This window comes from Micromonospora echinospora (genome assembly GCF_014203425.1).
Lineage (GTDB): Bacteria > Actinomycetota > Actinomycetes > Mycobacteriales > Micromonosporaceae > Micromonospora > Micromonospora echinospora_A.
Genome location: NZ_JACHJC010000001.1, coordinates 2,817,768 through 2,840,013 on the forward strand (window position 1 = coordinate 2,817,768; position 22,246 = coordinate 2,840,013).

17 protein-coding genes are annotated in these 22,246 nt (G+C 72.8%); 5 read left to right on the top strand and 12 right to left on the bottom strand.

The features are described from left to right. Positions 1-62: 62 nt before the first annotated feature. Entirely contained in the window at positions 63-4,460 is a 4,398-nt protein-coding gene (locus tag FHU28_RS13380) for a S8 family serine peptidase (RefSeq protein ID WP_184684082.1), read from the bottom strand. A gap of 261 nt (positions 4,461-4,721) precedes the next feature. Between FHU28_RS13380 and FHU28_RS13385 the strand changes: the two genes are divergently transcribed. Beyond that, complete coding sequence (locus tag FHU28_RS13385) at positions 4,722-5,294, top strand: winged helix-turn-helix domain-containing protein (RefSeq protein ID WP_184684084.1); 573 nt, start codon at positions 4,722-4,724, stop codon at positions 5,292-5,294. Positions 5,295-5,503: 209 nt separating this feature from the next. After that, a complete protein-coding gene (locus FHU28_RS13390; protein WP_184684086.1) occupies positions 5,504-8,734 on the top strand; it encodes an Ig-like domain-containing protein in 3,231 nt (1,076 codons plus the stop codon). A gap of 64 nt (positions 8,735-8,798) precedes the next feature. On the opposite strand, the gene FHU28_RS13395 is transcribed toward FHU28_RS13390, so the two are convergent. The 3 genes from FHU28_RS13395 to FHU28_RS13405 all read right to left on the bottom strand — a co-directional run bounded on the left by FHU28_RS13395 (position 8,799) and on the right by FHU28_RS13405 (position 11,666). Continuing rightward, positions 8,799-9,845 carry a zinc-dependent alcohol dehydrogenase family protein gene (locus tag FHU28_RS13395; RefSeq protein ID WP_184684089.1) on the bottom strand — a complete coding sequence of 349 codons (1,047 nt, stop codon included), beginning with the start codon at positions 9,843-9,845 and terminating at the stop codon, positions 8,799-8,801. A gap of 577 nt (positions 9,846-10,422) precedes the next feature. Further along, on the bottom strand, positions 10,423-11,142 hold the full coding sequence (locus tag FHU28_RS13400; RefSeq protein WP_221453954.1) for a hypothetical protein: 720 nt from the start codon (positions 11,140-11,142) through the stop codon (positions 10,423-10,425). 5 nt (positions 11,143-11,147) lie between these two features. Then, positions 11,148-11,666: a SigE family RNA polymerase sigma factor gene (locus FHU28_RS13405; protein ID WP_311773578.1), complete on the bottom strand. Its 519-nt coding sequence runs from the start codon at positions 11,664-11,666 to the stop codon at positions 11,148-11,150. Between the two features lie 121 nt (positions 11,667-11,787). Between FHU28_RS13405 and FHU28_RS13410 the strand changes: the two genes are divergently transcribed. Further along, the gene (locus FHU28_RS13410; protein ID WP_184684093.1) at positions 11,788-12,573 is read left to right on the top strand and encodes a DUF3152 domain-containing protein; all 786 of its coding nucleotides are present in this window, start codon (positions 11,788-11,790) and stop codon (positions 12,571-12,573) included. An 81-nt stretch (positions 12,574-12,654) separates the two neighbouring features. Here the strand turns inward: FHU28_RS13410 and FHU28_RS13415 are convergent, their stop codons facing one another. The 5 genes from FHU28_RS13415 to FHU28_RS13435 form a co-directional block, all read right to left on the bottom strand. Next, positions 12,655-13,482 (bottom strand): DUF72 domain-containing protein, encoded by an 828-nt coding sequence (locus tag FHU28_RS13415; RefSeq protein ID WP_221453955.1) that lies wholly within the window; start codon positions 13,480-13,482, stop codon positions 12,655-12,657. A 29-nt stretch (positions 13,483-13,511) separates the two neighbouring features. Beyond that, on the bottom strand, positions 13,512-14,141 hold the full coding sequence (locus FHU28_RS13420) for a hypothetical protein (RefSeq protein WP_184690094.1): 630 nt from the start codon (positions 14,139-14,141) through the stop codon (positions 13,512-13,514). Further along, positions 14,138-14,476, bottom strand: coding sequence for a hypothetical protein (locus FHU28_RS13425; RefSeq protein WP_184684096.1), 339 nt, complete (start codon positions 14,474-14,476; stop codon positions 14,138-14,140). The genes FHU28_RS13420 and FHU28_RS13425 overlap by 4 nt, the downstream gene beginning before the upstream one ends. Before the next feature lie 94 nt (positions 14,477-14,570). Continuing rightward, a complete protein-coding gene (gene prfH, locus FHU28_RS13430; RefSeq protein WP_184684098.1) occupies positions 14,571-15,176 on the bottom strand; it encodes a peptide chain release factor H in 606 nt (201 codons plus the stop codon). Beyond that, positions 15,173-16,327: an RNA ligase RtcB family protein gene (locus FHU28_RS13435; RefSeq protein ID WP_184684100.1), complete on the bottom strand. Its 1,155-nt coding sequence runs from the start codon at positions 16,325-16,327 to the stop codon at positions 15,173-15,175. Before FHU28_RS13435 ends, prfH begins: the two co-directional genes overlap by 4 nt. Before the next feature lie 226 nt (positions 16,328-16,553). On the opposite strand from FHU28_RS13435, the gene FHU28_RS13440 reads away from it, so the two are divergent. Next, a complete protein-coding gene (locus FHU28_RS13440) occupies positions 16,554-17,312 on the top strand; it encodes a peptidylprolyl isomerase (protein WP_184684103.1) in 759 nt (252 codons plus the stop codon). Between the two features lie 70 nt (positions 17,313-17,382). Beyond that, the gene (locus FHU28_RS13445; protein WP_184684105.1) at positions 17,383-18,360 is read left to right on the top strand and encodes a DUF2804 domain-containing protein; all 978 of its coding nucleotides are present in this window, start codon (positions 17,383-17,385) and stop codon (positions 18,358-18,360) included. Positions 18,361-18,406: 46 nt separating this feature from the next. On the opposite strand, the gene FHU28_RS32595 is transcribed toward FHU28_RS13445, so the two are convergent. From FHU28_RS32595 to FHU28_RS13455, 3 genes are all read right to left on the bottom strand, one after another. Next, on the bottom strand, positions 18,407-19,291 hold the full coding sequence (locus FHU28_RS32595; protein WP_260412938.1) for an RICIN domain-containing protein: 885 nt from the start codon (positions 19,289-19,291) through the stop codon (positions 18,407-18,409). Further along, a complete protein-coding gene (locus tag FHU28_RS32600) occupies positions 19,291-19,779 on the bottom strand; it encodes a glycosyl hydrolase family 18 protein (protein WP_260412939.1) in 489 nt (162 codons plus the stop codon). The genes FHU28_RS32595 and FHU28_RS32600 overlap by 1 nt, the downstream gene beginning before the upstream one ends. Positions 19,780-19,962: 183 nt before the next feature. Continuing rightward, positions 19,963-22,224, bottom strand: a complete 2,262-nt coding sequence (locus FHU28_RS13455; protein WP_184684108.1) for a catalase — start codon at positions 22,222-22,224, stop codon at positions 19,963-19,965. Positions 22,225-22,246 lie beyond the last annotated feature (22 nt).

A 22,246-nucleotide genomic window follows, 5' to 3' on the forward strand; every position in this document is an offset into this window, starting at 1 on the left:
GGGCGTGGGGCGGCCCGCCCGGTGCTGAGCACCGGGCGGGCCGCCCTTGTCAGGTGCTGGGGTCAGCAGCGGGTGGGGGAGAGGGTGAAGTCCTCTACCGTGGGCGTGCTGCTGTTGATCTTCGTCTGGCGCGTCTGGGGCTTCCAGCCGTCCTTCGCGACGATCAACGTGAGCGGGTTGTTGCGCCGGTCCATCCAGTAGGCGTACCGGCCCTCGGCGTCAGTGGTGAAGGTGTAGGAGTTCGCCCAGGAGTCGACCTGCACGGTCACGCCCGCCAGCGGCGCGGTGGCACCCTGGCAGCTCTTGCCGGAGACCGTGCCGGACAGCTTGCCCCAGGTGGTCGGCGGCTGCGCGATCATGGTCACCGCCACCGGCTCCACGGTGTACGGGGTGTCCTCCTTGATCGCCACCGACGCGGAGTACGTGCCCGGCTGGTCGACGTTCGCGGTCATCACGACAGTGACAGTGACCTTCTCACCGGGCGCCAGCGTGACCTTCGACTTGTCGACGGTCAGCCAGCTCACGTCGGCAGCGACCTCCGAGCACTCGGAGAAGCCGGGCAGGACCTCGCTGTCCTTGGTGGCCGTGAAGCTGCCCGACGAGCCGCCGACCTTGTAGAACCCGCAGGCCGCGCCGCCCCGGTAGCGGGCGGTGTTGGCGTTGGGCAGGTTCGCCCACGAGTTGGTCGCCGGATCGAAGGCGAAGCCGGCGTTGGTGATGGCGCCGCCCTGCGACCCGCCGACGACAAGCAGCTTGCCGTTGGCCACCGCGTACGAGGAGGCCCAGCTGTCGGCCGGCGCGTCCGGGATGGCGGTCCAGGCGTTGGCAGCCGGGTCGAAGGCGTACCCGACCTTCTGCGACGTGGTTCCGTCGTTGCCGCCGGTGCAGTAGACGGTGCCGTCGATCCCGCCGCAGGACAGGAACGCCACCGACTTCGGGTACGCGGGCAGCGTCTCCCAGGTGTCCGCGCCGGGGTCGTAGCGGACCACCGAGTTGGACATCGGCGTGCAGCTGGCAGTGGTGCAGCCGCCGATCGCGTACAACTTGCCACCCGCGACCGCCTGGCCGGCCGCCGAGCGCGGCGCCGGGTTGTCGGCCTTGCGGGTCCAGGTGTTCGCCGCCGGGTCGTACGAGAAGGTGGCGACGTCCGGACCGGCGGCGCCCCAGCCACCGGTGGCGACGATCTTCCCGTCGATCGCGCCGACCGTCATGGCGTTACGCGCGCCGGGCAGGTCGGCGATGCCGGTCCACGTCTGGGCGATCGGGTCGTACCGGTAGTTCTTGGCGCTCGACGCGGTGCCGTCGCCACCGGCGATGGAGTAGACCTTGCCGTCGACGGTGACGACCCGGTTGTCCATCACGTTCGACGGGTAGCCCGGGATGGCGGTCCACGGGTCCGCCTGCGGGGCCGCCGCCGCGATCGCGGTGGACGACTTGCCGGACGAGCGGGCGGCGAACGACGTCGCGGCGGTCAGCCGCTGGACCGGCGCGCCGGTCGAGCCGAGCAGCGCCTGCTGGGACAACTGGGAACCGTCGGCCCGTTGCAGCACGAACCCGCCGTCACGCTCGCTGAACTCGGCGGTGACCGGCGCCCCGCCGGTGTTCGTCACGGTGAAGGTCTTGCTGACCTTGCCGCTCGGCATCCGGACCGTGCCGGTGAGCGAGGTCGGCTTCACCGACAGCCGGCCGGCGGCGAGCTGGAAGTTGGCCGCGGTGGCCCAGTCCTCCTCGACGGTGACCTGCTTGGTCTGGCTCACGTAGTTGCCGGCGCTGGCGGTGAACGGGTGCGTCCCGGTCAGCGACGAGAACATCCAGTAGAAGCCGTCGGGCAGCTCGGTGTCGTCCGGCGTGGCCACTGTGGTGGCCTTCTCCGCCGGGCGGTCCTTGCTGGTCACCGTGGCGCCGTTGACGTAGCCGTTGTCGTTCTTGTCACGGACGTGGCCGAGGACCAGGCCGCCGTTCACCGGCTTGCAGACGAGCTTGCTGCCGATGAGGACGTTGTCGACCTCCCACCACCACTCCCAGCTGGCCTCGTAGTAGTGGAAGCGCACCCGCACCTGCGACTGGCCGGCCGCCTGCGGGATCGGCACCTCGGTCACCCGCGGGCCGCGTACGTCAGCCGCCTGCCGCAGCACGTTGCTCCAGGTGGTGCCGCCGTCGAGGCTCAGGTCGACGTCCGCGCGGTCGCTGTTGAGCCAGTTGTAGTCCTGGTTGAACCGGATCACCGGCGCGGTCACGCCGGTCAGGTCGACGACCGGGCTGACCAGCGACGTGTCCTGCCGCCCGCCGCTGCCGTAGTTGTCGCTGTCGATGACGGCGAAGTTGCCGCTGCCGCCGGTCAGGTTGCCGCGCTCACCGGCATCGGTGAACTCCCAGACCTGGCCGGTGCCGGCGTTGTCCACCACGGTCCAGCCGTCCGGCACGCCCGTGCCGTCGAACGTCTCGTACTCGCCGTCGGAGCTGACGGTGTAGCCGGGGGCGGTGGCGCACGCCTCCGGGTTCGCCTGCACGGCGATGTTGGCGACGGCGTTGCCCGTGCCGACGGTGACCTCCTTGGTGGTGGTCAGGTAGCCGGCGTACTGCGGCTCGACCTTGAGCCGGTAGGTCGCCCCGGACGGCAGCGACAGGCTGTAGCGGCCGGTGGTGGGCGTGGTGTAGTCGGAGATCGGCGTGCCCTCGACGCTCACCTTCGCGTACAGCGGCCAGCCGTGCCCGGACCCGTCGGTGACCTGCCCGCTGACCGTCACGCTCGGCACCGCGGTGAGCGCGACGTCCAGCGTGGTGGTCGTGTTCGCGGTGACAGTCGCGGACAGCGTGCGGGTCGCGTACCCGAAGGACGAGACGACGACCTGGTAGTCACCGGCCGGCAGGAGCGAGGAGTACGTGCCGTCGGCGCCGGTGATCAGCGTGCGGTCCGCCGCGCCGGACAGGGTGACGGTGGCGCCGGCGATCCCCGCGCCGGTGGCCGCGTCGGTGACCTTGCCGGCCAGCGTGCCGTTGTCGCCGATCGGGGCGGCGGCGAGCAGCGCGAGCGCGTCCAGCCGGCCCTCGCCGTAGACGTTGTTGTCGTCGGTGGTGCCGCCGCACTGGGCGTCGGCCTTGTCGACAGCCGTGTCGTTCAGCAGCGCGCGCGTCGCCGTGACGTCGCCGACCAGGGTGGGCGCCGCCGACCAGAGCAGCGCGATCGCGCCGGCCAGGTGCGGCGCCGCCATCGAGGTGCCGCTGATGCTGGCGTACGAGTTGGTCGGCACGCTGGAGCGGACGTTGACGCCGGGTGCCGAGATGTTCGGCTTGATCTCGCCGCTCTGCCCGGTGCCCCGGGACGAGAAGCTGGCGATGTTGTTGTTGACGTCGTACGCGCCGGCCGAGTAGTTGCTGGCCAGGCTGCCCGGGGAGCCGCTGGTCTGGCAGGACGGGCCGTTGTTGCCGTTGGACCAGACGCCGAAGATGCCGGACGCGGTCCAGGCGTTCGTGACGTCCTCCATGAACGGCTGGTTGGACGGCGCCGTCGTGCCCCACGAGTTGTTGATGATGTTCGGCCGCTTGCTGGCGTCCGGGTTCTGCCCGTTGAGGTCGGTGGGCTCCAGCATCCACTGGCCGGAGGAGATCAGCGCGGCGTCGGTCGGGCAGCACCCGTTCGCGGCGATCCACTTGACCTCGGGGGCGACACCGATCTGGTTGGCCCCGTCGGCGCCGGCCATGGTGCCCATTGTGTGCGTGCCGTGGCCGTCGGAGTCGCACGGCGCGGTGGCGCACTCGTCGGCGGCGTCGAACCAGTTGTAATTGTGGTCGAAGGTGCCGTCGCCGTTGTTGCCCCGGTACGAGTTCACCAGCGCCGGGTGGTTGTACTGGACGCCGCTGTCGATGCTGGCCACCGTGATGCCGGCGCCCTTGACGCCGTACTGGGACCAGACGTCGTCGGCGTTGATGTTCGCGATGCCCCACTCCAGCGCGTTCGCCGACTTCTCGTCGGTGCCCGGGGTGGTCTCGGGGAGCTTGTACTCGACCGGCGCGTACAGCCCGTCCACTTCGGAGTGGGCGGCGAAGTTCTGCGCCATGGTCAGCGAGCCGTCGGTGACCTTGATGGCGTTGGTGGCCCAGAAGCTCTGGTACTTCGTGCCCGAGCGGTCCAGCTCGGCGCGGATCTTGGCCTGGCTCTCCGCGGCGGTCTTCTTCAGCGCCGCCGCGACGGCGGCGCCGCGCTCGTTCCAGTCCTTGGTCGCGGCGGCCTTGCCCAGGTCAGCCTTGCCCGAGAAGTGGATCCAGAAGTCGCCCTCGCTCTTGCCCTGCAGCTGCCGGGTGAGTTCGGGGCGGATCTTGTCGCCGGCCGACGCGCCGGCGCCCGTGCCGGCCTGCGCTCCCGTGCCGGTTGCGGCCAGCGCGGTCGCGGCGAGCACCAGGGCGGCGCCTGCGCTCACCAGCCGCCGGGCCGGGCCCCATCTGTGTGGACGTCTCAGCATCGGTGCTGCCTCCTACTCCGATGACCCGCGGATGATCGAGCCATGGCAGAAGGGCCAGGAGATGTGCTCTCCCGACTGGTCGCACCGGTATTACAAGAACCCCCCAGGCCCCCTAGGCGGCCGTGCGGGTCTGCGCCGGTCACCTGAATGGACACTATGATCGACATGAGGGAACGATCAATGACCGTACGTGAGCAACATGTCACCAACAGGCCCCCGGATCGGATGGCTTGTTGACAGTTTTTGTCACGGTGGGGCGCGGTGACGACTGACGGCACGAACGCGGCGAACTCCGGCACCGAGCCGCCGGAGCGGCCCTTCTCGCTCGTCATCGGAGTGACCTCGTCCCCGGCCGAGCGGCTGCGGCTGACCGAGCTGCTCGACGGCGTCGCGCCCCTGTTGATGGTCGCCGATCTGGACGAGCTGCGCGAGTTGATCACGGCGGACACGCCGGCCCAGGCCGACGCGCCGGCCCCGCGGGACGCGCCGCGGTCGCCCGTACCCGGGGAGGAGCCCGCGCCGGACGGCGCCCTGGTGATCGACGCGACCCGCTCCACCGCCCGGTGGGGCGACCGCGCGATCCCCCTGACCCGGCTGGAGCGTGACCTGCTGACCTGCCTGACCACCGAGCCGGTACGGGTGTGGAGCTACGCCGAGCTGCACCGGGCGGTCTGGCGCGACGCGCCGACGCACGGCCGGGCCGACGTGCAGTCCCTGGTGAAGCGGTTGCGACGCAAGCTCGACGAGCTGGGCACCGGCGTCACCATCGCGGCGGTACGCGGTGTCGGCCTGCGGCTGACCGACCACCGTCACCCCCGGGTGCGGGGCGACTGACCGCCGCGGCGGCCGGACGGCGGCGCGGGTGACCCGATCGGAGGAGCAGGGCTGCCGGTGTGGCCGGAATTGATGGCGACCGGTCGATTACCGGTGCGGCACGTATCGCGAGATGTCTTTGCCTCCTACGGTGGCGTCCGGCACGCGGACGGAGGGACCCGGGAATCACCCGAGGGCGGCCGTCCCGGCGGACAGGGAGAGTTGTCTCGATGCGAGTTTGGAGTCGCGCGGTGGCGGTGCTCGCCGCCGGCGCGGTCGTGGTGGTGGGCGTACCGGCGCTCGCCGGCACCGTCGTCGTGCGAGACGCCGGCGCAGCCGGCCGGACCGGCGCCCAGGCGACCGGGAGCAGCGCCGCGCTCGGCGCCGCGCGCACCACTGCCACCCGGGCACTGGTTACCCCCGGGGACACCCGGCTGATGCCGACCACGCCCCGCACCGACACGCCGCGGATCACCAACGGCGAGATCACCGACATCGAGGTGATCGGCAACCGGGTCTTCGTCGCCGGCACGTTCACCTCGATCGCGAACGTCGGCGGCACCGCGATCGCACAGAAGTCCCTCGCGTCGTACAACCTGGACACCGGCAAGGTGGACACCGCCTTCAAGCCGACGATCGACGGCGCGGTCACCGCTGTGGAGGCGTCGCCGGACGGCACGTCGCTCTACATCGCCGGCACCTTCAACACGATCAACGGGGTCACCAAGCGCAAGATCGCCCGGCTGAACCCGGCCACCGGCGCGCCGGTCGCCGCGTTCACCGCCACCGCCAACGCGCGGGCCACCGCGCTCGCAGTGAGCGCCAACGCCGTCTACGTCGGCGGCCAGTTCGCCACCGTCAACGGGGTCAGCCGCAGCGGCCTGGCCGCGCTCAACCCCACCACCGGCGCCGTCGACACCGGCTTCAACCTGCCGCTCACCGGCGGCATCGGCGTCGGCGGCATGCTCACCGTGCAGCAGCTCAAGCTCACCCACGACCGCAGCAAGCTGCTGGTCGTGCACACCGGCCGCCAGATCGCCGGCCAGGACCGCTACGGCGTGGCCCTGATCGGTACGGCGAGCAAGGCGCTGCTGCCCTGGCGTACCCGGCTGTGGGAGGACAACCTCTCCTTCGTCGGCGGCATCCAGCGCGTCTTCGCCGGCGACATCGCGCCCGACGACTCGTACTTCGTCGTCACCAGCGGCTCCGGCGGCGACCGCCCGCCGATCAACGACACCGCCATCGCGTACCCGCTGACCGGAAACGACAACGTCGAGCCACTCTGGATCTCCCGGCACTTCGACAGCATCTACTCGGTGGCGATCACCGACACCGCCGTCTACGTCGGCGGGCACTTCAGCTGGCAGGAGTCGCCCACCTCGAACGTGCCGTGGCCCGGCCTGGACAACGTCGGCTACGGCACCGGCCAGGGGCTCAGCGGCTACGGCCTCGGCGACCAGGTGGTCCGCCGCGACCACCTCGGCGCGCTGGACCCGCTCACCGGCACCGCGCTGGAGTGGAACCCCGGCTCCAACTCGTACGAGGGCGAGAAGGCGATGCTCGCCACCTCGCGCGGCCTGCTCGTCGGCGGTGACGGCAACGTCAAGGGCGGCAAGACCACCGGCCGGGTGGCCTTCTTCGACCTCTCCGAGCAGCCCGCGCCGGCTCCGCTGGACACCACTGTCACCACGCCGATCGAGGGCGCGGTGAAGCCGGCCGGCGAGTCGTTCACCATCAGCGGCCAGGCGCTCGCCCCGGCCGGAGTGGCCCGCGTCCAGCTGGAGATCCAGGACCGCAACAGCGGCAGGTACCTCCAGGCCGACCTGACCACCTGGGGCGCGTTCAAGGCGATCAACACGACGGTGGCCGCGCCGAACGCCACCTCCACCACGTGGAGCCTGCCGGTGACGCTGCCGGCCGGCGTCTACCAGTTGCAGGCCAAGACGTTCGACCGCAACGGCGCCGGCGACACCACAAAGGCGGTCAAGAAGATCGAGACGTTCCGCTTCGACGACCTGCCGCCGTCGACCCGGATCAGCTCACCGTCGGCCGGCCTGCTCGCCACGCAGACGTTCGTGGCCTCCGGCACCGCCACCGACGACAAGGGCGTCAACTCGCTGATCTACTCGTTCCGCACGGCGGACAACAGGTACCTCCAGGACGACGGCACCGTCGCCGCCGTCTACAACACCTTCCGCGGCGAGCCGGACGTGATCGGCGCGACGTCCGCCACCTGGCAGTACGAGGTCACGCTGCCGATCGAGGGGCAGTGGAAGATGACCGCCACCGCCGTCGACACGACCGGGCAGAGCGACCTGCGCGGTGACACCCGCGACTGGACCGTCTCCGCCAACGGCGTACCGCCGACAGTGGCGATCACCTCGCCGGTGGCGATGACCCCGCCGGGCAACCCGGCGCCGCTCACCGTCGCACCGGGCGGCACGATCACGTTCGCCGGTACGGCGAGCGACGACGACGCCCTCAAGTCGGTCGAGATCTACCTGCGTAACAACACCACCCGCGAGGCGCTCGCCACCGACGGCACCTGGGGCGCCGACTCGGTCGCCGGCTACCACCGGATCTCCCCGACCAACCTCGACGCGGCGACGTTCGACTGGTCGTTCACCACGGTGCCGCTCACCCCCGGCGTCTACGACTTCCGGGTACGGGCGACCGACAAGCTCGGCCTGACCACGTCCAGCAACAACATGGGCCGGCTCACGGTCACCGCCCAGGTGCCCGGCGACGCCTTCCCGAACGGGCTGCTCAGCTTCACCGGCACCAACCAGGACATCGACCGGCTGCACCTGGACCTGACCGGCACCGCCACCGACGACAAGGGCGTACGGGCGGTCCGGATCGCGCTGCGCGACCTGGACACCGGCCGGTACGTGCAGCCCAACGGCACCATGGCCGCCGCGTTCGCCACAGTCGACGCGACGCTCGCTTCGCCCGGCGCGACCAGCACCGGGTTCACGCTCTCGATCGACCTGCCCACCCGGGGCACCTACAGCGTCGAGGCGTGGGCCGTGGACACCGCGGGCCAGCAGGACAACTCGACAAGCGGCGCGACCGCCCGTTACCTGGTCTACCCCGGTGACACCGACCCGACGCTGGAGCCGAGCATCACGCCGGTCGAGGGACAGGCGTACACCGGTGGCCGGATCGTGATCACCGGCCGGGCCGTGGACGACGGCGGGATGCAGAAGGTCGAGGTGCAGATCGGCAACAGCGCCGGGCAGGGCATGAACTCCGCCGGCACGTTCGGCCGGGCAGGCGCGCCGAGCAACTGGCCGTGGATCGCCACGTTCCTCACCAGCCCGGGCTCGCCGGGGTCGAACTTCGCGTACACGTCGCCGGTGATCCCGGCCGGCACGTACACGGTGACGATCCGCGGCATGGACAACCGCGGGCAGTACCAGCAGCCGCCCCGGACCGTCACGGTGACCGTCACCGACTGATCGGGCCGCCTCGCGGGCCGGTCCGCGCCGGGTCTCCCGGCGCCGGGCCGGCCCGCGCCCGTTCTCAGGGCCGGATCAGGCACATCCCGGCGACGGCCGGCCGGTCCATCGTCGCCAGCGCCTCCGGCGCGGCGGCCAGGTCGACGGTGCGGGTGACCAGCTCGGCGGGGCGCAGCACCCCGGCGGTGACCAGCCGCAGCATCTCCGGGTACGCGTGGGCCGGCATGCCGTGGCTGCCGAGCAGCTCCAGCTCGTACGCGATCACCAGGTCCATCGGCAGCGCCGGGCGGCCCTGCGCGGCGGGCAGCAGCCCGACCTGCACGTGCCGGCCGCGCCGGCGCAGGCCCTCGATCGACGCCACGCAGGTGGCGTGAGCGCCCAGCGCGTCCAGCGACAGGTGCGCGCCCTCGCCGGTGGCGTCCCGGATCGCGGCGGCCACCTCGCCCGGCCCGCCCAGCGCGCTCGCGTCCACACAGACGGCGGCGCCGCAGCGGCGGGCCATCTCCAGCGCGGCGGGAGACACGTCCACCGCCACCACCCGCGCCCCGCTCGCCGCCGCGATCATCACGGCGGACAGGCCGACGCCGCCGCAGCCGTGCACCGCCACCCATTCGCCGGCGGCCACTCGGCCCTGCGCGGTCACGGCCCGGAACGCGGTGGCGAACCGGCAGCCGAGCGCGGCGGCGGCCGGCTCGTCCAGCTCGTCCGGCAGCCGGACCAGATTGACGTCGGCGTGCCGCACCGCGACCAGCTCGGCGAACGAGCCCCACCCGGTGAAGCCCGGCTGGGTCTGCCGCTCGCAGACCTGCTGGTCGCCCGCCAGGCACGAGGGGCACCGCCCGCAGGCGCAGACGAACGGCGCGGTCACCCGGTCACCGGGCCGCCAGCCGCGTACGTCCGCGCCGGCCGCCACGACGACGCCGGCGAACTCGTGCCCCGGCACGTGCGGCAGGCGGATGTCCGGGTCGTGGCCCTGCCAGCCGTGCCAGTCGCTGCGGCACAGCCCTGTCGCACCGACCTGGACGACCACCCCGTCCGGCGCCGGCGCCGGGTCGTCCACCTCCCGGACCTCCGGCCGCACCCCGAACCGCTCGAACACCACAGCACGCATGCCCCCGATCCTCACACCCACCCCACCCGCCCTCGGCCCCGCCCTCCGCCCCTCCCGCCCTCCGCCCCGCCCTCCGTGCCTCCCGCCCTCGCCCGCTCTCCGCGATCTTGCACTCGCGGCCCTGTCGATGTCGTGAATGTCCCATCCGACCGGGCAGAAAGTGCAAGATCGCCGGCGAGGGAGCCGGTGCCCGCCTCGCCTGCCCGTCCCAGGCGTGTCATGTCTCCCATGAGCTGAGATTCGCGGTCCATATCCCGGGAGCTGTCGTAGATCTTGGTGCGAAAGTGCCCTTATAGGGGCCGTTTCGTACCAAGATCTACGGGCAGCTCGGGCAGCTCGGGCAGCTCGGGCAGCTCGGGCAGCTCGGGCAGCTCGGGCAGCTCGGGCCGCCGGGACGGGGGAGGGTGCGCGGGGCGGCTCGGAGCAGCGAATCAAGGAGTTCGGGGCGGGTTCGGCTCTCACGCCTCGCCCTCTGACGTCGGTGATCAAGGAGTTCGTGTCCTCACCAGCGCGGTGTCAGCCCGCAAACTCCTTGATCATCGGGTGAGAAGGGGAGAGGTGAGGCGGCTCGGGAGGGCTACAGGCGGTGGCCCTGGGGGTCTCGGGCGGTGATGCCGTCGAGCGGGGTTCCCGGGGTGAGGGTCTTCGGGTCGAACCAGAAGATCACCACCTGGGGGTCCTCGCTCCACCTGGCCAGCTTCGCCTCGACCTGCCGGCCGTCGACTGTCCCGACGATGCGTGCCGCCGGGCCGACGAAGTAGCCGAACGTCGGTACCGACGTGTCGGTGGGCACCCGCTGCTGGTCGTACCCGATCTCGTGGAACCCGGCCCGGCGGTCGCTGCCGTACACGTCGTTGACAAGGAAGTCGGAGGTCAGGCGGCCGTCCGGCGCGCGCCGTCCGGCGACCAGGCCGATCGTCACGCGGGGCAGCCCCGGCACGTCGACCGGGACGACGAAGAAGACGCGTTCGTCGGAGCCGTACCGGATGCCGCTGTCCACGACGGTCCCGAGCGGTCGCGGCGGCGGCTCCGTCGGGGTCGGCGCGGCGGTCGGCGAGGGCGGGGGAGTGGCGGCGGACGCGGTGGCGACCGGCTCGCCGGCCGGCGGGTACGGCGGGCCGGGCCGCGTCGCCACGGCGTCGACCCCGACCGCCACCGCGATCGTCGCCACCGCCGCCGCGACCCCGGCGCCGATCCGCCGGCGGCGGCGCAGCCGACGTCCCCGGCGCATGATGTCCGCGATGTCCAGGCCGTCGGCCCGCTCGGTCACCCGCATCGCGCGGCGCAGCTCGTCCATCTCGGTCACCGGCACGTCTCCTGCGGTCGGGGTGCGGGCAGACCGGCGGTACGCAGCTTCTCCAGCGCTCGGGACGAGGTGCTCTTGACGGTGCCGACCGACACGTCGAGTTCGCGGGCCACCTGGGCCTCCGGCAGGTCGAAGTAGTGGCGCAGGACGACGACTGCGCGTTCGCGCGCGGTGAGCGTGCCGAGCGCGGTGACCAGCCACCGCCGCGTCGCCACCTCCTCGGCCATGTCACCGCCGCGCCGCTCCGGGAGGTCGTCGCTCGGGTACTCGCGGATCGGCCGCCGCCAGGTGTCGACGAGGTGGTTCACCAGCACCGAACGGGCGTAGCCGTACGGGTCGCCGTTGCGGATCCGGGACCAGGACGCGTACGTGCGCACGAGCGCGGTCTGGGCGGCGTCCTCGGCGTGGTGGTGGTTGCCGGTCATGAGGAAGGCGGCGTGCGTCAGACGCGCGGAGGACGCCCGCGCGAACTCGACGAACTCCGCGTCACCCCGGGCCATGCCGGTCCTCTGCACCTCTCACCCCGGTAGGGACGTGCGGAAAGCGGAAAAGGTTGAGTCCCCGCCGGACCAACTTTCGCGACGGGTCACCCGTCCTCATCCCCGCGCCCCCGACCGGGCGCCGAGGGGAGACGAGATGACCAGGACCGTGGACCGGACACGCGGCGGCGCGGCGATGATCGCGCTGGCGGTGTCGCTGGCCGGTTGCACACCGCCGGTCACCGACCAGCCCGCGGTCGCGCTGTCCGGGCCGTCCGCTGCCGCGCCGGCCGCGTCGGCGGCGGCGCCCGTCCGATCCCGGCCGGCGCGGATCGGCTATCCCGCCGAGGGCGGCAACCGATGGCGGTTCGCCGCCGCCGAGCCGGCCACCACAAGAGGTACGGGCCGGCTGCTGCGCTACCGGGTGGCGGTGGAGCGCGACATCACGGGTCTGCCACCGGCCGAGTTCGCGGCGCAGGTCACCGGCATCCTCGCCAGCCCGGGTGGCTGGACGACGGACGGACGGATCGCCCTGCGCCGCGTCGGCGCCGACGGGCCCGCCGACTTCACCGTCTACCTCGCCACCCCCGGTACGCGCGACGACCTGTGCCGGGACGGGCCGGACCGGTACACGTCCTGCCGGCGCGGGGACCGGGTGGTGGTGAACGTGGCCCGATGGGTGCGCGGCGCGCCCGCCTACGGGAGCGACCTCGTCGGGTACCGCCGGTACGTGGTCAACCACGAGGTCGGCCACCGCCTGGGCCACGGGCACGAGCGCTGCCCGGGGCGGGGGCGTCCGGCGCCGGTGATGCAGCAGCAGACACTCGGCCTGCACGGCTGCACACCGAACCCGCTGCCGTTCCTGGGTGGCGAGCGGTACGCGGGCCGGTCCGGCGCGTACGACGACCGCCTGCCTCCGCCGGAGGGCGGCCGGCCGGGGTGAGTGGGCCGTCCGGCGGGCGATCGCGCTTCGCGCGGCGGCCCCAACGCGGCCGGAACAGCGCCGGGGGATGCCATCCGGCGCTCAGAACAGCGTGGCCGGGCCGACCGGCTCCGGCTCCGGCAGCGGCGCGAGCCCGGGCACCCGCTCGCGGACCTGGTCGTGGAAGCGGCGGGCCAGCTCGGGCGCGTCCGCGTTGTCCGGCGTGTGCACGAACATTGTCGGCGAGCGGCCCTCCCGCAGCCAGCCGGTGACCACATCCAGCCACGGCTGCCAGCCCTCGACAGTGCCGGCCGGGTCGTCGCGGCCCAGGTAGCGCACGATGGGCCGGTCGGTCAGCGCCCGGGTACGCAGCGGCAGGCGCGGCTTGCGCGTCCACGCCTCCCGCTCCGCGTCGCTGGTCGGCGGTGTCCGGAAGAACGCTGTGGTGTCGAACGGGACCCACTCCGCTCCGTGCTGGTGCAGCGTGGCCTCCAGCGCGCGTACCGCACCGGCCTCGGTGAAGAAGGCGGGGTGGCGGATCTCGACGGCGTACCGGTGACCGGCGGGCAGCGTGCGCAGGAACCGGTCGAGGTCGGGCACGTCACCGGGGCCGAACGAGCCGGGCAGCTGGATCCAGAGCGCGTCCGCCCGGGGCCCGAGCGGCTCGATCGCGTGCAGGAACGCCCGCAGCTCGGCCTCGCCGCCGGTGAGCCGGTGCTCGTGCGTGACCACCTTCGGCAGCTTTGGCAGGAAACGGAAGTCCGGGCCGGTCTGCTCGGCCCAGGACGCCACCGTCTCCCGGGCCGGGGTGGCGTAGAACGTGGTGTTGCCCTCCACGGCGTCGCACCACCCGGCGTACGCGCGCAGCCGCTCGTGTGCGGGCAGCGGATGCGGCAGGAAGCGGCCGGACCAGGACTTGTGCGTCCACATCGCACAGCCCACGTGCAGGCGCAGCCCGGTCACCGGTAGGGCCAGCTCGTCGAACCGCCGCGCCGCGCCGCCTCCCGGTTCCATTTCCGGGTGAAGTACAGCGCGAGGCAGCCGAGCCCGGCGAGCACCGGGGCGAGCAGCATGAGCAGCAGGCCGGCGCCGAGCCGGAACCTGTCACTCTGGATGCCCTTGGCGGTGGTCAGCGCGAACGCCTCCGCACCGGCGCCAGTGCAGCTCACAAAGTCGGTCTCCATCCAGCCGATGCCCTCGGTGGCCAGCACCGGAGTGAACTGCCTCGGGTCGCCGCGATCGCGCATCACCGCCGCGGTCCCCTCGGGCCGGGCCCCGGTCAGCTCCCTGGTCCGCTGCTCGCCGGTGGAGTAGACCCGGCTCTTCGTGGTGCACCGGACGGTGGCGGGGTCGACTGTGGCGGGGGTGGCGAGGATCAGGATGTTGCCGGGGCGTGCGCCGGTGTCCCGCACCTTGATCTCGGTGCCGGGGGCGAACTCGGCGGCGGCGGAGAAGGTCGACGCGGCCGCGAACGGACCCGTCTGGGTGAGCAGGGCCAGGCCGAGGAACCCGGCCAGCAGGAACCCGCCGCCGCCGACGAAGATCCACATGGCGACCACGGCGCGGAAGCGCTGCACGAGCGAGCTCACTGGACGCGGTCCATGTCGCAGGCGCCCTCGGTGACCTGTCCGGGGTCGGCGGAGTAGACGCTGCGCTTGGCGTCCGGCACGGACAGCTGCACGCAGAGCGCCGACGCGTCGTTGTTGGTGACGAACGTGACGACGCCGACGCCGTCGTAGTCCCCGATCGGCAGGTCGCTCACGCCCCGGGGGAACTGCCCGGTCTCCTGCTTGACGGACACGGCCTCGCGCATCGCGTCGCGGAGGTAGGTCTCGGGGTCGGTGCCGGCATCCCCGCCGCAGGAGGCGAGCGAGAGGGCCCCTGTCGCCAGCGCCGCCGTCAGACCGGTCCTTCTCCGTCGCATCCGTCCTCCTCGCGCGTTACGTCGGCGGGCGGGGCCGCCCGTCCGCCGCGGCCCACGGTAGCCGGGCCGGTCAGCGACGCCGGATCGGGCCGCGTCAGGGCCGCTCCACCCGTACCGGGTCGCCGCGCACGAGGTCGTCGTGGATGCGCCAGCGGGCGTCGACGCCCGCGCGCCGGGCCGCCTCGTCGTCGGCCGCGATCCGCTGCCGCAGCAGCTCGACCGCGATACGGCGGTTGAGGTGCAGGTGCCGTTCGGTGTCCACCACCACGGTCCGGCCGGACGGTCGGTGCGTGGCCCGGACGGCGGTGCTGGCCTTGTTGCGGTGCTGGCCGCCCGGCCCGCCGGTGCGGCACGGCACGAACTCGACGTCCGCCTCGTGGAACGGCGTGACCACCATGTCGGTCCGGCACGGGCGCGCGGTGACGTACCAGTTCTTGCGGCCGTGACCCGTCCGATATGGGCTGGGCGCCTGCCAGCAGAGCGTGCCGGTCCACCCGGACGCGAAGCCCTCCGCCCCGGCGCCGGTGATCCGGACCAGCACCGACCGGTAGGTGCCGGCCCGGTCGCCGGACACCGCTTCGATCCTCGCGGTACGCAGGCCCCGCCGGGCCGCCTCGCCCTCCAGGCGGGACAGCAGCCGGGCGAGCGCCCACGCGCACTCGGCGGGTCCGCGCCCGGCGGACAGCAGCAGCTCGGTCACCGGCGGCCCTTGCGGCGCTCGTCGCGGCGGCCCACGTCCGGCGTCTTGTAGGTGACAAGCGGAACCGTTGTGGTGATCGGGGTGGCGAGGTCGTGCGCCACCAGGTCGCCGATCACCTGCTCGATGCGCTTGTACGCGGTGGGCGCCTCCTCGAACAGCAGCTGCCGGTCGCCGCACACCACGATCGAGCCGACCGGCGTACGCCGAAGCTCCTCGACTGTGTGCTTGGCCCGGCCCCGGCGCAGCGCGTCGGCGCGGGACATCTTGCGCCCGGCACCGTGCGCCACCGAGTGGCCGGCGTCCGGCCCGGCGTGCGCGGCCACCAGGTAGGAGGGTGTGCCGCGGGTGCCGGCGATCAGCACGTCCCGCCCGTCGCCCGGCGCCGCGCCCTTGCGGTGCAGGTAGTGCCCGTCGCGGATCTCGACCAGGTTGTGGCACTGGTCGACGACGGGCTCGGTCGGTTCGGCGCCGAGCGCGTACGCGACCCGCGCCGCCAGCAGCCGCCGGTTGAGCGAGCCCCAGCGCACTGCTGCGTCGTGCCGGGCCAGGTACGCCTCCGGGTCGGGCGCGGGACCGGCGCCGTGCGCCTCGGTGTGCTCGCGCAGGATGCGCTCGCCCAGCCCACGCGACCCGGAGTGCACCACGAGCACCAGGTCACCGGTGGCCAGCCCGAGCCGCGCGGCGTGCTCCGGCGCCAGGATCGCGCCGACGCGGGCCAGCTCCACGAAGTGGTTGCCGCGCCCGACAGTGCCGAGCCCGTCGAGATGCCCGGCCGGCACCTCGCCGTCCAGCACCGACCAGGCCGGGTCGTCCGCGTCCCGGTCCGGGTCGAGCGCCCGGTCCAGGTCGGGGAACCGGGCCGCGAGCCGTTCGGGTACGACCCGGCGCAGCGCGATCGGGAACACCGCGATGCCGCACCCGATGTCGGAGCCGACGAGGAACGGGTACAGCACCGTCGAGGCCATCGCGGCGCCGATCGGCGCGCCCTTGCCGGGGTGCAGGTCGGGCATGGCGGCGACGTGCATCATGCCGTCCAGGGCGGCGACCTGACGGCACTGGTCCAGCGCGGCGGACTCGATCCAGCTGCCGGGGGAGGAGAAGACGGAGACGGTGGCGGGCACGACGGCCCGCCCGGAGGGGTACGCGGACACAGACGCTCGTTTCTGGGGAAGAACGCGGAGAACGGCGGACGGCAGGCGGCGAGGAGGGCCTGCGGGCGGGGATGCGATCCGTCAGAACGTCATGCCGCTCACCTTCTCGGAAGCGGCTCGGGCCGGCAACCGACTTTCGACCCGCCGGAGCGCCCGCGTCGACATCGGGTGACCCGATCCATAGACTCCGGTCGTTCTGGTACCACGAGTCCAGGGAGGACCACCCGTGTCGAGCGAAACCCGAACGCACGCCGCCTTACCCCTGCTGGCCCGCCTTGCCGGGGTGAGCGTGGCCGCCGCGACGATCGTCGCCGCCGCAGGTGTCACCGCCACCGCGGCGCCGGCCGCCGACCCCGCGCCGACCAAGGGGCCGTGCGCGTACACGCCGACGCCGGACGAGCCCGCGGCCCGGCCGGTGTCGCTGCCGCCGGACCCGCGCCGGACGCCGGACCGCGGCACCGTACGGGTCACGCTGCGCACCAACCAGGGGCCGATCGGGTTGACGCTGGACCGCGAGCAGGCGCCCTGCACCGTGCAGAGCTTCCTGCACCTGGTCCGCAAGCGCTTCTACGACCGGACGCCCTGCCACCGGCTCACCGCGTACCCGACGCTGACGGTGTTGCAGTGCGGTGACCCGTCCGGCACCGGCGAGGGCGGCCCGGGCTACCGGTACCGGGACGAGCTGCCCACCGACCTGCCGCCCGCGCCGACCGACCCGACCGGCGTCCGCCGCCTGTACGCGCGCGGCACCCTGGCCATGGCCAACGCCGGCCCGGACACCAACGGCAGCCAGTTCTTCCTGGTCCAGGCCGACTCGGCGCTGCGCCCGAACTACACGGTGTTCGGTCAGGTCGACGCGGCCGGGCTGGCCACGCTGGACCGGATTTCGGCCGGCGGCATCGCGCCCACCCCGGAGGATCCGGCGCCGGTCGACGGTGCCCCGGCGGTGCCGGTGGAGATCTGTCGCGCCAAGCAGGGACGCTGACGCGACGGCCCGGCGGGACGGTCGTCCAGGCCGCCCGCCGGGCCGGTGTCGCCGCCGGTAGCCTGCGGCGATGACGCATGAGCGGGAGATCACCGAGCCGGTCGACCTGTGCCGGCCGGACGGCCGGCTGAACCCGGCGGCGGTCGGCTGGAGTCGCCGGCCGCTGCACCGGGCGAACCTGCGCGGCTGGGGCCGGGCCAAGCGGTGGGAGCACTGGGGCGTGGTCACCCCGACGCACATCCTCGGTCTGGTCGCGTCGTCGCTGGACTACGCCGGAGTGCAGAGTCTCTACCTGCTCGACCGGCGCACCGGCCGGGAGACCACGGCGGAGGCGGTGGTGCCGCTGGCCCGGGGCACGGTGCTGCCCCCGGTCAGCGGCGACGGCCCGGTCCGCGCCCGGGGCGGGAACCTGACCATCGCCGTGGACCAGGGCCCGGACGGCAGCACGCTGCGGGCCACCGCGCCCGGCGTCGAGGTGGACCTGACCGTGCCGCTGCCGCCCGGCCACGAGTCGCTCGGCGTGGTGGTGCCGTGGAGCACCCGCCGGTTCCAGTACACGGTCAAGGACCTCGGCCGCCCGGTGCACGGCACGCTGACTGTCGACGGCACCGCGTACCCGGTGGGGGAGGGGTCGTACGCGGCGCTCGACCACGGCCGCGGCAAGTGGCGGTACGCGGTGCGGTGGAACTGGGCGGCCGGCAGCGGGCCGGGCCGGTCGATCCAGCTCGGCGGCAAGTGGACCGACGGCACCGGCTCGACCGAGAACGCGGTCTTCGTCGACGGGCGGCTGCACAAGATCGGCGCCGATCTGACCTGGGAGTACGACCGCGCCGACTGGCTGCGGCCGTGGCGGATCACCGGCGACCGGGTGGACGTCACGTTCCACCCGTTCCACGAGCGGGTGGCGCGTACCAATCTGGTCGTGCTGGCCGGTGAGACGCACCAGTGCTTCGGGCACTTCACCGGCTGGGCCGCGACCGACGACGGCGAGCGCGTGGACCTGGACGGCCTGGTCGGCTGGGCCGAGGAGGCCCGCAACCGCTGGTGAGGCCGGTCCCCGCCGGGCGGGACGGCCCGGCGGGGAACTCCCGGGGTCAGGCCGGCAGCCGCCAGACCTGGTTGGCGCCGCCGAAGCAGTCCCAGATCTGCAAGCGGGTGCCGTTGGCGGAGCTGTTGCCGGTGGCGTCCAGGCACCGGCCCGACGCCGGGTTGCGCAGCGTGCCGTTGCTCTGCGTCTGCCACACCTGGGCGCCGGTGCCGTTGCAGTCCCAGAGCTGGATCGCGGTGCCGTTGGCGGTGCCGGCGCTCGTCACGTCCAGGCACTTGCCCAGCGCCCGCAGCGTGCCGTCACCGGCGACGGTCCAGCTCTGCGCGGCGGTGCCGTTGCAGCCGTAGAGCTGGATCGCGGTGCCGTTGGCGGTGCTCGCGGCCGCCACGTCCACGCAGGCGCCGCCGATGCCGGTGATCGGCCCGGTACGCCCGGACGGCGGCGGCGTGCCACCGCCGGTGACGGTGTCGTAGATCGCGCTGACCAGCGAGGTCGAACCGGTGGTGTCCTGCGGCAGCTCCCAGTTCATCATCCCGCCGGCGTTGGCCATGGCCCACTGGGTCTTGCGCTTGACTGTCGGTACGCCGTTGTAGCACTGCTGCGCGCCGCTCACCGTGGTGCAGTCCCGGTTGGCGTTGGCCGGGTCCATGCCGACCAGCGCGGAGTAGGTGTAGTAGCCGGGCCGGCTGTAGAAGGGCACGCCCAGCACCGCCTTGGCGGCGGGCAGGCCGCGTGACTTCCACCTGTTGATGCTGGCGATCGACCAGTCGTAGTTGGCGTGCGGGCTGCCGCCGTCGTACGCCATGATGTTCAGCCAGTCCACCGAGCCGAAGACGGCGGTGGGCACGCCGTCGACGTAGTAGCCCTCGGAGACCACGGCGGCGGTGAGCAGCTTGCCGCGGCTGTGCAGGGCGCTGCCGAGCTGCTGCATCAGCAGCGTGTAGTTGTTCGCCGAGGCGCCCGGGTCGGGTACTCCCAGTCCATGTCGACGCCGTCGAGGTTGTACTGGTTGACGAAGGCGATCAGGTTGTTGACGAACGCGGTGCGCGTGCCGGAGTTCGCGGCGAGCGCCTCGAACGCGGAGTCGTCGCCGTCGTTCCAGCCGCCGACGGCGATGGAGACCTTGACGTTGTTGGCGTGCCCGAGCGACACCAGCGAGGAGAGTTTGCTCGGGTTCTCCACCGGGCGCAGGCTGCCGTCGCCGTTGGGGAGCACGAACGCGTAGTTGATGTGGGTGAGCTTGCCGTACTGGATGCTGTTGACGTTGCCGCTCCAGGACGGCATGTAGCCGACGCTCTTGAAGTTGTTCGGCAGCACCACCGCCTCGGCGGCGGGCGGGGCGAGGGTGAGCGTCGCGGCGGTGGTGGCCAGCGCGAGCGCACCGGCGGCCAGGCGCCGCCGGAGGTGAGGTCTGGGCATCGAGGGCCTTCCCGGGGACGGGGGCGGATGGGGGTCTTCCTCGAGGTGGCCCAAATATTAAAGAGTATTAACTAAGCCGTCAACGACGAGTGTCGATGGGTGACCAGCGGTGAGCGTCCGCATACGCGCGGCGTGGGGGGCGGCCCCGGATCCGGGACCGCCCCCCACGCACGGGACACGGGATCAGGCGACCGAGGCCGGGAACCTCTCCCAGACCCGGTGCGCCGCCATCAGCCGCTGCACCTCGGTGAGCACCTCGGCGCCGGAGCCACCGGTGACCACGCCCGGCGTGCCGGCGACGCCGGCCTGGCTCAGCACCTCGGCGCCCGCGCCCCAGGCACCGATCACCTTGGCGTGCCGCCACGCCTCCTCGACCAGCAGCAGCACCCGCGGGTCGACTGTGGACGAGCCCGGCGCGCCCGCCTTGGCGTCGCGGGCCGGCAGCGCGTCCGGCGCCGGGGCCGGGGCGCCGGCGAGCAGCACCGCGTCGAACTCGACCGAGCGGCCGGTGGCGAACGTGCGCTGCACCGGCAGCCCGTCGACGGTGCCGCCGTGCGCGGCGATCAGCAACGGCACCATGCCGGCGGCGAACACCGCCCGGCGTACCTCGTGCACGTCGCCCAGGTCGGCCTGGGCGTCGACCACGATGCCGACCATCCGGCCGTCGGCCGGCCACTCCCGGCCCACCTGGGACAGCGCCGGGCTGGGCTGCACGTCCGCGAGCGGCGCCGTGGGCTGCGGCACGGGCAGGCCCAGGCCGATCGCCACCTGCTCGCACAGCACCGGGTCCACGTTCGCCAGGCACTGGAGCTGCCGCTCCTTGATCGCCTGGTGGTAGCACTTGCCCAGCTCGAACGTGTACGCCCGGATGATGTGCTCCTTCTCCACCGGCGACATGCTCTGCCAGAACAGGCGTACCTGGCTGTAGTGGTCGTCGAACGAGGCGGGCGCGGCCCGCACCTTCGGCGCCTCGGCCACCGTCACCGGCGTGTCCACGAACGCGTGCTCCCGGTCGCCGGCCGGGAACGGGTTGCCGCCGTCGAGCGAGTTCGGCCGGTACGGCGCCACGCCCGCGTGCACCGCGTGCTGGTGGAAGCCGTCACGGAACATGTCGTTGACGTCGGCGTGCGGCCGGTTGATCGGGATCTGGGTGAAGTTCGGTCCGCCGAGGCGGGTGAGCTGCGTGTCCACGTACGAGAAGAGGCGGCCCTGCAACAGCGGGTCGTTCGTCACGTCGATGCCGGGCGGCAGGTGCCCGACGTGGAACGCCACCTGCTCGGTCTCGGCGAAGAAGTTGCGCGGTGTCTTGTTCAGGGTGAGCTTGCCGATCGGCTGCACCGGCGCCAGCTCCTCCGGCACGATCTTCGTCGGGTCGAGCAGGTCGATCCCGGCGAACGTCTCCTCCGGCGTGTCCGGGAAGACCTGGATGCCCAGCTCCCACTCCGGGTACGCGCCGGCCTCGATCGCGTCGTACAGGTCGCGGCGGTGGTAGTCCGGGTCGATGCCGCCGATGAGCTGCGCCTCCTCCCAGGTCAGGGAGTGCACGCCCAGCTTCGGCTTCCAGTGGAACTTGACCAGCACCGTCGCGCCGGCCTCGTCGACCATGCGGAACGTGTGCACGCCGAAGCCCTCCATGGTCCGGTAGGACCTCGGGATGCCCCGGTCGGACATGTTCCACATGGTGTGGTGCTGCGCCTCGGTGTGCAGCGAGACGAAGTCCCAGAACGTGTCGTGCGCGCTCTGGGCCTGCGGGATCTCCCGGTCCGGGTGCGGCTTGCCGGCGTGGATGACGTCCGGGAACTTGATCGCGTCCTGGATGAAGAACACCGGGATGTTGTTGGCGACCAGGTCGAACGTGCCCTCGTCGGTGTAGAACTTGGTGGCGAAGCCACGGGTGTCGCGGACCGTGTCGGCCGACCCGCGCGAGCCGAGCACTGTGGAGAAGCGGACGAAGACCGGCGTCTCGCGGCCCTTCTTCAGGAACCCGGCCCGGGTCACCTCCTCCGCGGTGCCGTACGCGACGAACGTGCCGTGCGCGCCCGCGCCCCGGGCGTGCACCACCCGCTCCGGGATCCGCTCGTGGTCGAAGTGGGTGATCTTCTCCCGCAGGTGGTGGTCCTGGAGCAGGACCGGACCGCGCGGACCGGCCTTGAGCGAGTGGTCGGTGTCCCGCAGCCGGGCCCCGTTGGCGGTGGTGAGGTACGCGCCCTGCTGCCCCTTGGCGATCTTCGGCACGCCGGTCTCGGCGCCGGTCGGGGTCCGGGTGTCCGGCGCGCCCTGCTCGTCCTTGGGCGGCAGCGGCCCGTGCGGCGTGGTCGGCTCCTCCAGTGGCGGCGGCGCGCTGCCGGGAGCGCCCGGCACGTCCGGAGTCAGCGCGTCGCCGACCTTCTCGACGGCGGCTTCGACGACACCCTTGACGATCTGGGTGGGCTTGCTGGATTCCATCAGGACCTGTCCTCCTACAGCT